General features: G+C 39.3%; 9 protein-coding genes. 5 read left to right on the top strand and 4 right to left on the bottom strand.

All coding sequences use genetic code 11. The annotated features are described in order from the left end of the window. Positions 1 to 239 precede the first annotated feature (239 nt). Both HUW48_RS19025 and fabG read right to left on the bottom strand, forming a co-directional pair. A complete protein-coding gene (locus tag HUW48_RS19025) occupies positions 240 to 635 on the bottom strand; it encodes a putative quinol monooxygenase (RefSeq protein WP_246343548.1) in 396 nt (131 codons plus the stop codon). 56 nt (positions 636 to 691) lie between these two features. Then, the gene (gene fabG / locus HUW48_RS19020; protein WP_182412447.1) at positions 692 to 1,438 is read right to left on the bottom strand and encodes a 3-oxoacyl-[acyl-carrier-protein] reductase; all 747 of its coding nucleotides are present in this window, start codon (positions 1,436 to 1,438) and stop codon (positions 692 to 694) included. 536 nt (positions 1,439 to 1,974) lie between these two features. On the opposite strand from fabG, the gene HUW48_RS19015 reads away from it, so the two are divergent. From HUW48_RS19015 to HUW48_RS18995, 5 genes are all read left to right on the top strand, one after another. Continuing rightward, positions 1,975 to 2,790: a hypothetical protein gene (locus HUW48_RS19015; RefSeq protein ID WP_182412446.1), complete on the top strand. Its 816-nt coding sequence runs from the start codon at positions 1,975 to 1,977 to the stop codon at positions 2,788 to 2,790. Positions 2,791 to 2,813: 23 nt separating this feature from the next. After that, entirely contained in the window at positions 2,814 to 3,626 is an 813-nt protein-coding gene (locus HUW48_RS19010) for a hypothetical protein (RefSeq protein ID WP_182412445.1), read from the top strand. A 168-nt stretch (positions 3,627 to 3,794) separates the two neighbouring features. Continuing rightward, positions 3,795 to 6,002 (top strand): DUF5916 domain-containing protein, encoded by a 2,208-nt coding sequence (locus HUW48_RS19005; RefSeq protein WP_182412444.1) that lies wholly within the window; start codon positions 3,795 to 3,797, stop codon positions 6,000 to 6,002. Positions 6,003 to 6,222: 220 nt separating this feature from the next. Then, a complete protein-coding gene (locus HUW48_RS19000) occupies positions 6,223 to 6,804 on the top strand; it encodes an RNA polymerase sigma factor (RefSeq protein ID WP_182412443.1) in 582 nt (193 codons plus the stop codon). Positions 6,805 to 6,816: 12 nt separating this feature from the next. Next, complete coding sequence (locus HUW48_RS18995) at positions 6,817 to 7,602, top strand: tol-pal system YbgF family protein (protein WP_182412442.1); 786 nt, start codon at positions 6,817 to 6,819, stop codon at positions 7,600 to 7,602. 365 nt (positions 7,603 to 7,967) lie between these two features. Here the strand turns inward: HUW48_RS18995 and HUW48_RS18990 are convergent, their stop codons facing one another. Together HUW48_RS18990 and HUW48_RS18985 are read right to left on the bottom strand one after the other, a co-directional pair. Beyond that, complete coding sequence (locus tag HUW48_RS18990; protein WP_182412441.1) at positions 7,968 to 10,880, bottom strand: CHAT domain-containing protein; 2,913 nt, start codon at positions 10,878 to 10,880, stop codon at positions 7,968 to 7,970. A gap of 185 nt (positions 10,881 to 11,065) precedes the next feature. Further along, positions 11,066 to 12,067 (bottom strand): hypothetical protein, encoded by a 1,002-nt coding sequence (locus tag HUW48_RS18985; protein WP_182412440.1) that lies wholly within the window; start codon positions 12,065 to 12,067, stop codon positions 11,066 to 11,068. Between the last annotated feature and the right edge of the window lie 533 nt (positions 12,068 to 12,600).

Raw genomic sequence — 12,600 nt, 5'->3', positions numbered from 1 at the left:
AAAGTAATGAATTTACTATCTTAAACGTATAAAACACGTTTTAATTGATAATAAAGCTCAAAATTCACTAGTAAGATAAAAAATAATTACTATTTCGAACAAAAATAACCAGTAACTAACCACAGATAACGTTTTGGTACCTGAGGCAGCAAAGCTATGAGCCGCCGCAGGTATTAATGTATAGTGTGAACGACTGTAATAAATTAAGCAATTAAGCTAAGTTTAGATAGGTAAATTGCTTAATTGCTTAATTTAGAAAATATTTTTTTCATCGTGTCCGCATCTATTGCCTTCATATCAATCAGCTTAAGCGATTTTACCATATTGAGCGTGCTGGTCTTATATTTCTGAAAATGAGGCGTTTTTAAATGCGACTCGTAAGCTTCTTTGCTGGCGTATATTTCTAAAATTCTAATTTGGTTCGGATTTTCCTTCTCATACATGGGAAAAATAGAAATAACTCCCGGTTCTAAGCGCACGGAGGCTTCTGCTTCTTCCCGGAGAATTTTATTATATTCTTCCAGGGAATTCGAATTAATTTCTATTTCGGATAAACGAACAATCATGTCATTTTTCTGAGCGGAGACACGGATGTTTAACAATAGCATTAATAAAACAATTATAGAAAATTTCATACTATTGGTTTTTTAATTTCCAGTAAACATCCGCAACCTAATAATCAGCAAGCAACCTAAGTCAGAAGGCCGCCATCTACCTGCAGAACCTGGCCGGTAATATAAGCCGATTGATCCGAACCTAAAAATACGGCACAGTTGGCTACATCTTCGGGCGAACCGCCACGTTTTAACGGAATAGCTTTTTTCCATTCTTCTACTACAGCCTCGCCCAATTCACCGGTCATTTCGGTTTCGATAAAACCGGGAGCAATGGCATTACACCGGATGTTGCGCGAACCTAACTCTAAAGCCACCGATTTAGTAAACCCAATAATACCGGCTTTAGAAGCAGCATAGTTAGCCTGACCCGCATTCCCTTTTATACCTACCACTGAGGTCATGTTTACGATAGAACCATATTTTTGGCGCATCATTACTTTGGTGGCCGCTTTGGTCAGGTTAAATACCGATTTTAGATTTACGTTCAGTACGGCATCCCATTGTTCTTCGGTCATGCGCATGAGCAAACCATCTTTAGTAATTCCGGCGTTGTTAATTAAAATATCTAAACGGCCGAAGTCGGCTACTACGCTTTCAATCAGTTTTTCGGCTTCGGTAAAAACAGAAGCATCGGAGCGGTAACCTTTTACTTTTGCTCCGTTGGTTGCTAATTCCTGCTCCAGAGCTTGGCCTTTTTCAACGCTCGATAAATACGTGAAAGCCACTTGGGCTCCCATCTCCGCAAACTTTTGCGTAATGGCGCGACCAATACCTTTGGAGGCGCCCGTAATTAATGCTGTTTTTCCTTCGAGTAATTTCATAATTAAATTATCAGCAATCAACAACAACTAAAAGAAGCTTTAATAGCCAATTATTAGGTTTGTTATTGCTTTAGTTAGTTGTTTGATTTCCGTTACTTTTCTGTTTTTTGTTACTGGTTTGTTCCTGTTTTAATATGTTTGTTTTAAACGGAAACAAAGGTGCAAATAAAAGAAAATGTAATGAATGTTCAACTTAGAAAGAAAAAGCTTTTAAATGGTAAGGTAAGCCCCACCTCAATATTTATGAGGAAGGCATATAAGTTATTAAGATAAACTTAGATATCTAAAATAACTTAAATATTTTATTGTTATCCTTATAATAATTACTTACATTCACTATACATTCTAGTTTGGTTACTTCATCCTGAGCTAATTCTATTATTATTTGTTTTTGCTGTTATATTACTTTTTAAGTAAATGATTACGGCTGATAAAATCTCCACCTACTGATCTTATTCTTATAAAGATTAAGCAAAATCCTGTCTTGGTATATTCACTAAACTTTTAGGCCTTTTTACCTTTTAAGCCAATCTGATATGAAAGCCAAAATCTTTTTACTGGTCCTTCTAGTTTATTTTTCCTTGAATCTCTTTGCTCAAAATCCATTAGTAGGCACCTGGGAAGTAATATCCCTAAATTGTATAGATAGCGATGGTTCTAAAATCTCTGGTGATGGTTCGGTATTTAAAGAAATTAAAATTATCACTCCAACCTATTATTTCCTGATTACTCAGAGGAAACAGGGGGATTCTTTGATATTTGATAAAGCCATTGCGGGAACTGTTCAGGTAGAAGGCAATAAATACATCGAAACGCCTATCTACTTTTCGCAGGAAGGAACAGATAAAACCAAATCAAATTTTACCTACAAGTTAGAAGGAGATAAATTTATTCAATCAGGTACTATTACTTATCCGGATGGCAAAGTAGCTGCTTGTGAGGCGTTAGTATTTCAAAAGGTAAAAGGAAATAAATCTAACAATCCGGCTATTGGTACCTGGAATAATTTAACTTCTGCAGAAGTAGATGCTAAGGGGCAAAAAACCTCCCATACTAATGCTACTCATATCCGGTTTCAAACCATTACTCCTACCCACTGGATGCGCATTAGTTATAAAGACAATAAGTTTGAACATGCTATGGGTGGTACCTACCGGATGAAAGGAAACAAGCTTTATCCCAATTTTGAAATGCTTTCCTTCCCGGCGCCAAAAAGCTTAAAGGTAGAAATTAATCAGCGACTGGAAGGAAATAAGCTTTATTGGAGCGGGATTGTAAATGACGAAAACGGCAAACGAACTTTTGAGGATGTATATGAAAAAGTAAACTCTAAAACAGCATCAATAAAATAATTAATATCTAAAATTCTACTGTCATGAAAACTAAACTGTATTTTTTCTTATTTCTTCTGGCTTGCAGCGGGCAGTTACTGGCTCAAATGCAAGCCACTAACCTGGCAAATTCCTTGGTAGGTACCTGGAAGATGATTGCCCAGACAGGTAAAAACCCAGAAGGCAAAACCCTTACAACTGATCTTACTAAGATAACTCAATATAAAATTATTACTCCTACTCACTGGATGTTTGTATCCTACAACAGTGACTCTTTGAAGGGCAGCGGAGAAGGAGGAGCCTATACCTTGCAAGGAGATAAATATGTAGAAGCTTTGGATTGGGGTAAAACCGACTATACGGTTAAAGTTGCAGGCGATAAGTTTCATATGGATGGTTTTATTATTTTACCGGATGGCAAAAAAGGAGAATTGCATGAAGTATATGAACGGGTAGCAGAACCAGCTAACCAGAATTCCGATTTAGTAGGTACCTGGAACCGGGTTATGAATTATGAACTGAAAGATGGCAAAAAGGTACCTGTAACAGGTTTAACCTCATTACATATTATGACCCCATCTCATTACATGTGGGTTACCAAGAAAGCCGGTAATGTGGAGGAGGCGATGGTCGGAACTTATACCAGAGAAGGTAATAAAATAATACCTGTTCCAATTATTGCTACTTTCCCGGTAGGAAACGGAGAAAAGGTAGAAATAAACATTACTGATTTAAAACCAGATAAAATGGTTTCTACTGGTAAATTAACCTTTCCGGATGGAAAAACACAAGAATGGGAGGATACCTTCCATCGCGTGGGAAAGGCGAAACTTGCCAAAGCGGTATCCAAGAAATAAATTAAACGCACCCCATCAGACACATGAAAGCCTTGTACTCAATTTAAAATACATGGCTTTTTTTTAACATTAATATGGGTACAAAGCTACGATTTAATCTAGCCTTGATTCTCCACCTGATTAAAATAAGCATGCTATTTTGGATTGTAACTGACTTCAGCCAAAAGTATGAATTGGAGACTGCTTTTTTGCACTCTTTTCTGGATGCTCCTATCATTTATGGGGCTAGCGCAAAAACCAATTGGTATTTCCCGTTTTGCCGGAGAATTTAAATTAGACGGAGTGATGGATGAAGCCGGTTGGAAGTCAATCAACTCTTTTCCGGCATTTATGCACATACCCACCGTTGGTGACAATCCATCTGAGCGTACCGAGTTTTGGATGGCTTATGACAATAATTTCCTGTATGTGGCGGGTAATATGTACGACGATCCAAAAGGGGTGCAAGGTTATTCCTTTAAACGCGATGATGGTGCCGGTAACGCCGATTGGTTTGGAATAAATCTGGATACATTTAGGGACCGGGAAAATTGCCTGAGCTTTTTTACCCTTCCTACCGGCAACCGCTATGACTTTGCTATTTCCAAGGATGCCCAGGGAAATGATGGGAGTTGGGTGAATTTCTCCTGGAATACATTTTGGGACGTGGCCGTTTCCCGCCACGCGGAAGGATGGTCGGCCGAGTTTAGGATTCCTTTTTCGACCCTCCGTTTTCAAGACCAGAACGGGCGCGTGGTGATGGGCCTTACTTTCGTCCGCCGGATTTCCCGCAAAAATGAGATGATTACTTTTCCTCGTATATCCAATCAATGGGGTGAACAAAGTTTCTGGAAACCCTCCCAAAGCCAGGAAATAGTATTTGAAGGACTTTTCTCTAAAAAGCCTCTTTATGTTACTCCTTACCTCTTATCGGGATTGGAACAACAAAATAGTTTTAGTCAGGCCAAAAAATCTTATCAGAAAAACAACAAACCAACCTACAATGCCGGTCTGGATTTGAAATATGGTTTAACCAGTAACCTAACCCTTGATCTTACCTTTAATACTGACTTTGCCCAGGTAGAGGCTGATGACCAGCAAATAAACCTGACTCGTTTCTCGTTGTTTTTCCCCGAGAAAAGACTCTTTTTTCAGGAACGCGCCAGTATTTTTGATTTTGATTTTGGCAACCCCAATCAGCTTTTCTATAGCCGGCGAATTGGTCTCCACAACGGTGAGCAAGTGCCCATTCTGGCTGGAGCCCGGTTAGTAGGCCGGGCAGGAAAATGGGACCTTGGTTTTATGAATATGCAAACCCGGCATATTGCCAGTTTACCTGCAGAAAATATGGGAGTTCTGCGCATGCGAAGGCAAGTCATTAACCAGAACTCTTATGTGGGCCTGATGACTACTTCGCGGCTGGGAATGGATGGTTCTTATAACCTTGCCTACGGCTTAGATGGCATCTTTCGGGTGATCGGTCAGGATTTTCTACAGGTAAACTGGGCCCAGACATTTGACCGGGAAAACAATAGCAACCCGGATGCGCTTAGTAACAGCCGTGTACGATTACAATGGGAGCGGCGGACCATCAAAGGATTAGGATATAACCTAACCTATTCCCGGGCCGGTGAAGATTATGATCCGGGCTTAGGCTTCGAGTTTCGCAATAACTATACTCGCGTTGGTGATCGGGTATTTTATGGCTGGATACCGAAGAAGGAGTCTCGTTTACTAAACCACCAATTGGGGGTAACCGGTTATATGTTCCTGAATAACAATGATGGCAGCACCCAATCGGTAGAAGTTGCTCCCACCTGGGACGTAAGTTTTAAGTCTAACGCCTCGGCTCAGGCCAAAACTGTTTATTCGTTTGAGAGTTTGTCGGATACCTTTTACTTGTCAGATCAAGCCTACATTCTCCAAGGAAATTACCACTTCTACAGCCTCAGTGGTTTTTACCAGACGCCATCGGTTAAAATGGTAAATACCCGCATTTCACTCGAGACGGGTAGTTTTTACGACGGGCAAAGGGTGTCGGTGGGTGTGGTGCCTTCCTGGACTTTATCCCGTTTTTTTGGATTGAGCGGTTTTATTCAGTGGAATAAAGTAAAATTTTCAAGCCGGCAGCAGGAGTACAAAGCAATTATTTCCCGGCTTAAAGCTAGTGTTAGCCTCAATGTAAAATTATCGGCCGATGCCTTTATTCAGTATAATAGTGATGCCAATTTAATCTCCACTAATTTTCGCTTCCGGTATAATCCCCGCGAAGGTACAGACCTTTTTCTGGTGGTGAACCAGGGAAACAACACGAACCGCTATCGATTAGATCAGGAATTACCCATCATGAGCGGGCGAACCATCTTAGTGAAATATACCTACACATTTGTGAGATAAAGTCACTTTTACCTGACGATCTTCTTTTAACGGTGTACTTCAACTACAACAGACCTAAGAATAAAAAATACGGTATTGGCTTATAAATGCGGCACCTTCCGAAAAATTATTGTTCAATAGTGTTGACTTTGCCGATATTCTGCAATTCATTCTTAGTACAAATAAAAATTTTAAAGTATGCTCTCATTCCGTTAAGTATTAATATCTTACAGTAATGCTTATGGGTAATCGCTTATTGGTAACAGAAGTGCTGAAAAAACTTTATTCGGATGAGATTATTCTGCGGGATTTAAAAAATCGCGATGAAAATACTATCCGCCAGGTGTACCAGACCAACTGGCCCAAAATCTTGCAAATGGTAAAGTTAAACAGTGGCAGCTACGCCGAGGCAAAAGATTTATACCAGGACAGCATGCTCGATTTTCTGGAAAAAGTATCCAGCGAAAGCTTTGTTCTTACCTGTAAACTGGAAACATATATTTATTCAATCTGCCGTAATAAATGGCTGTACCAATTAAGAGGCAAACAACGGTTTATAGACTTGGACGATTACATTGAAGTTCAGAATGTACCCGATGAAACGGAAGAAACAGACGTGAAAGTGCCGGACGATGGCCAGATTATTCGGGCCATTCATGCTTTAGGAGAACCTTGTAAAAGTTTGCTGGTAGGTTTTTATTACGAGAAACTAAGCATGGAACAACTAGCCGCGAAGCTTAACTACAAAAGCGTGAATGTGGCCAAGCAGCAAAAATTCCGGTGCAAAGACCGCCTGAAAAATGCTTTTTCCGGTTATTTCTAGTTTTCTAACCCTATGATGGATGATTTTGACAAAGACGAGTTGGTAGAGCAATACCTGCTGGGGCAATTGCAAGGCGAAGCATTAACTGATTTTAAACGCCGGTTAGCTACTGATGAATCTTTTAAAAAAGAAGTGGCAGTAGAGCAAGCTATTTTGAGAAATTTAAAAACGGTAGGCCGGCAACAAAGGCAACAGCAATTCGAGAATTTTCATCTGGAAATAGCAGAAGAGCCGGAAACGGAGGTAAAGGTTGTAAAAATGAATACCCAAAGGTATTTCTTAATGGCAGCAGCCAGTATTGTTTTAATTATTACCAGCATTTTAGCAATAAACAACCTAATTACCCGACAAAGCACTCCTGAGGCTATTTACCAAGCTTACTACGAACCTTATCTAATACCACGCTTTAGAGGAGCACCCATTGAAGCAGACCAGAGAACAGGGGCAATTGAAGCTTATAGAGCAGGTGACTACCTCCTAAGTATTCAATTGTTTGAGCAGTTTTTAGCGAAAGAAAACGATGAAAAATCTTTGTTTTATTTGGGCAATGCTTACTTAGCCGCTAATAAACCAGAAGCTGCTATTAAAACTTACCTGACTTACTTGCAGCAATACAAGCAATTTGAAACGCCCTCTAAATGGTACCTGGGCTTAAGTTACATTAAGGTGGAAAATAATGCCGAGGCTAAAAAAGTATTAAAAGAAGTAGCCGCTAACAAAGCGCCAGATAATATTTATCGAGAAAAAGCAAAAGAGATTTTGAGCAAACGGAAGTTTAAGAAGTTGCCCGACGAATAAAGTAGTCCAATTGCAAAGCAATGAAAGAAGCAGGCCTTATTTGGCGTATTAAATAAAACCTGCTTTTTATTTATAGTCGCATTAAGTTAACGTAAGTTCGAGTTAAGGACTTATCTACACTAAGAATAACTAAAAGTGCTGGCAAGAAAGATAAAATTCTATTTTCAGGTTTTTTCCTGTCTATCTAAGTCATCCTGTAAGGATCTAACCAGTAGGTAACCGGTTAGATCCTTGCAGGATGACGTACTTAAAGAAGAATAACGCTGTATTCTGTTCTTATCTCGAACGCACCTTAAGTTAAATTTTAAAATGGTAGGCTAACCAGCAATTTTATCTCCTTGCCCCTATTTGCTTAAGAGCAAAATCTAGGTTAAAGGGATTAAAGAGGGAGGTGTGTCTGAGTTTTTCGTGGTTGATTTTTGAATTATTCCTCGTTTGTAAAATAACCATAAAACTGAAAATACGACTAACATACTTCCCGCAATCCAAACGACTATAGCGTAATTAGTGGTTTGATAGATAGGCGCTTCGTCCCCGATAAAAATTAAATTTGCCCAATAAACCGGCGATTGAAACTGCGGATTGGTTTGGTTTTTTAAACAATCAAGCTTTGCCAGTTGTACGGCTTCATCTTTCGGTTTTCCTGCTTTTAGATAAGCGTGCAGCCGGGTAGTAATATAAGCTGTGGCTTTATCTTCTGCCGGCCATAAGGTAGTTACAGTACTGGGGCAGCCGGCGTACCTAAAAGCACGGGCTAAACTCATAATCCCTTCTCCTTGTACTAATTGGCCGTTGCCCGTTTCGCAGGCACTCAAAACTATCAATTTTAACTTACTTAAGTTCAAATCGTAAATTTCCGAAATGTAAAGTCGATAGTTGTTGAGCGAATCACTTGGGTAAAAAGCAATAAAAGATTGCAATGTCTCTTGGTTATTAACGCTGGCGTGCGTGGCCAGGTGAATAATATCAGATTTACTAGCCAATCGTTCAAATAGGGCTTTAGTAGCATCTGGGCCAATGAATACTTGGTTACCAATCTGATTCACTTCGTCGGCCGAAGCATCTAAAGAAGCAAACATTCCGGCCCGCCGGGCTGTTTTGGTGTCGTGGTTCTTCGCGCCGAAAGGAGCCATGGCCAGCACCAAAGCTTCCTGATTAACTAATTTATTGGTGGAACCGGTGGGTAAAAGCTTACCTGAATAAGCGTAACTAATAATTTTATCCTGGATTAAATAATGATTGGTGTTGGTATCAGAAATCAAAGCCTCGAAAGGTACATATCCAAGTTCTTTGTCCGGGATAATTACTAAACGTTGCTTTCCGGTTAAGGAAGCCGCTACTGGGGCTATTAATTGTTGATATAATTGGTGTGCAGCCTGACTTTCCGGTAAGCCAAAGGTTGGTTCCGGTTGGTAAAAAGCTTTATGTAGTATGGCCCAATTTTTCCGGAATGCTTTAGTAGAGTTAAGTTGTTTGGCTTCGAAACTTTGCGATGTAATAACAAAAACGTATAAGTTGTTTTTCCCGATAAAGTATTCAACAATGGCTGTTTGTTTACTTAGTTTTTCCTGAATCGGGCTTACTTTTACTGGCTGCGTATCGTATTTGAGTTGGTAGTATTGTTTATTATTTTCGAACTCTTTGTCAATTTTCGCCAGTTTAATTTCATTTTCCCGAAGACGATCCCGGTACATTTCTCTTCGGAAATTACTAACGGTGTCTTCTACCAGCTTCACCTGGAGAGCGACATTATTGCGTTTTAAGTCGGCTTCTTGTTGCCTCAACCTTGGGCTGATACCCGAAATATTTTTAATCTCTAACTTTCGTAAACTTTCTGCCAGTACAGCTGCTTTACTTCCTTCGGCTAAGGCAAAAGCTGTTTCAAGGTAACTTTTTTGTTGGGTTTGCTCAAAGAGGTGAAAAGCGGTGGCAATGGCTTCTTCGTAGGTGGGAGCTACCGTACGGTTAAAGAATAATTTAGCCTCATCCGAATCATAACTTTTACGAATTCGGTCCGCCAATTGAAAAGCTAATTCATACGTTTGGAGAGAAGCTTCAAGATCAGAAGTTTTCCGGGTTTGGTTATAAAATTGTCGGAACGTACCAGCTTTGTTTTTTAATACTTCAAAAAGCAGCAGGGAGGAAACTGTACCGTTAAAGTCTGGCGGGTTTTGATAAACATTGGCGTTATTAAAGGTAAAATGCAGTGCTTGCAGAGCCGATTGGTAATGCTGCAAGGCTAAAGGATAATTTCTGAGTTTCTCATACACTTGTCCTTTTCCTGCGAAGGCAATGGCCAAACCATCGTTTTTAAAGCCATAGTTCGCTATACTTATTTGCTGAGCTTTATCGAAATTAAATAAAGCTTTATTAAAATTTTTAGTTTTAAGGTAAACAGTTCCCCAGTTATTGTATAAATCAATCTGCTCGCCAATAATATCCAGGCTAGCGCCCTTTGTCTTATCGGTGATGATTTTCTGCAGGTAAGTTATAGCGCTGTCTAGCTGGTTGTATTGGAGATAGGTAACGGCAATATTCTGGTATAATAAATTAGGCAGAATACCATACCGGATTAAACCTTTTATATTTTGAATGGCTGGTTGATAAAGTCCAAGTTTGCGGTAGGCCGTAGCAATATTATTACTATACATAATATACCGGTAAGCATCATTTTCATTTAATTGCTGAAACGACTTGCCGTCCGGATTTAAGTTTTTAAGTACTTTCTCGTAATAATTGGTGCTCTGGGTGTAATTGCCTAATAAGTAATAGAGATTACCCATACCATTGTAGAAGCGTTGCGCCTGCGGAATGTTAGGGTAACGGATTAGTAAATGTTCAGCATTTCTGTAATAAGTATAAGCTGAATCATAATAATTGAGATGAATAAAATTTTCGGCAATTAGTACATAAGGATAAAAGTTGCTGGAATCTTTTTCGGGAGTTATTTTTTGCTGGTACGTAATGGATTCTTTATACTGTTTAATCGCCTGGGTAAAATTTCTTCTTATCTGGTAAATAACGCCCATTCCAAAACAGGCATCTACCAGGTTAGAGTCAACGGCAGGTTTGTTAAAATAATTAGCTTTTACCTGTTGATACTTCAGCAAAGCTAAACTATCCTTGCCTTGCAGAAACAATAAGGTGTAAGCTTCATCGCATAACTGTTGCGCCTGCTGCTGGTAAGTTGCTTTTTGAGCTGAACATTCTGCGGCAGAAAAGTAAAATGCGGCAAACAGAACCACAGTAATTAGTTTTACTGCTATTAACATATTCATATTCAATTATTTATGTAGAATTTTTGCACAAGCCAGACTTTCTCAAGAAATTTTGGAACTGGTTCTGCTGATAAAACCGGAAGAATCAGTCATTGACCAGATCGACATTAATAACTTTTGCATAAGCTTAAAAAAGAAAACAACACACAGATACTACAAACTACCTACCCTAGCCACTCCGCTCTTTACCTTCTGATGCAAATTTCCGGCGGAATTAATGGGCTATTACTTTCTTTTGCCCGGGCCATTAAAAACAAAAACGAAGAAAGCACTGTCAGCAAAGTGGTTAAAATTTCCCAGGAAGTATCGGGTAAAGAAGATAAAGCTATTCCCAAGAGCAAAGGTAAAGGCAAACTCTGCCGGAAAATAGAGTTACTCTGTTGCCGCATCCGTACCTTTAATTCTTCCGGAATATCATCCTCCGCATCAAAGAAATGGATTCTAACATTTGTTTTATTTAGTACTTCTTTTCCCGGGCCGCTGAATAACCGGTAATAAATAGTAAAATCTTTGCTTACTCCATTTTGCGGGAATCTATCATTGGGGTTATCTGTGATTTGCCGGAATCCTAAAGCGCCGGATTCAATTGTTTTTCTTAAGTCAATAGTTCCACTCTTAGGGTCCAGGATTAACCCAATTAAGTCGGCAGTTGGTTTCTGGTTCGGCTCCGGATTTATACCATATTCACCGGAAGGCGCTGGCCTTGCCGGAACTTTATCCGAACGAATCTCTTCATCCGGACTCGTACTGCCAAAGTAAAATGGATTAATAAAAAGTGCGTCTGCAGGAGTTTCTGTTAAGGAAAAGATTCCTCCTTCGTAACCAACACCACTAATTACCACGTGGGTGCGGGCAACGCAATCCCGGCCGCACGGCGAAAATTCTACGGTATACCGCACACCGGCATCGCTATCGTTAATATCAATTTCACCTGTTCGCGGATCAATATTTAAGCCTCCGGGATAGGCGTGAAAAAAGCCTGGGCCATCGGAGCTGATCTTCGGAGCTACCCGGTTTGGTTCTTCCTGCTTTTTATAAAAGACCGGCTCTTTATAAGCATTCAGGTATTTACTTTTATAGGCAATTATATATTCTATCCGGTATTCGGAGCAGGAGGGACTTTCTTCCCATAAACGGTCACTATCCCGGTTGTAGCGGGTTTTACTGGCACTTTTTGGAATATCCATTGTCTTGGTCTTAAAATTTTAGCGTGTAAATTTTAGATGAGTAATAAAACTTGGAATATTATTTAAGTAAGCTGCCTGTTATTGGTGCCAAGGGCTCTGATTTAAATAAAGATAAACTGTTTGCTACCTTAAATCAATACTTATTTTTCAGTATTTTATAGATTAAATCGAAGGGCGTTTAGATATTGTTTTAAACTTATAAAATACTAATTATTAGTGATTTCGGTAGATCTAATTGTGCTTAGGTATGATGCCTTAATTAGGAGATGATCTTAATAAATTATTAGATAAAGCCGTTTATCTTGGTTTCTACTAAACCTTCAAATCTTATCCAATCTTAAAATTTACTAATTACGTTTCTGCGAGAGTTTCTTGTTTACTTCTACAAACCAGAATAAATAAAAACTCTTCTGGCTGTCTCAGATAAAGGCCAAACTTCTGCCTCAGGTTTTTACGAGTTTATTTTAAATTTTTCAGTATCACCTGTTGACCTTTCTTCATTGCGGTAATCAACTCTTGAATGCTCCCGGCCG

The sequence above is a fragment of the Adhaeribacter radiodurans genome, from assembly GCF_014075995.1.
GTDB classification, from domain to species: domain Bacteria; phylum Bacteroidota; class Bacteroidia; order Cytophagales; family Hymenobacteraceae; genus Adhaeribacter; species Adhaeribacter radiodurans.
This window is presented reverse-complemented; position numbering and strand designations above follow the sequence as displayed.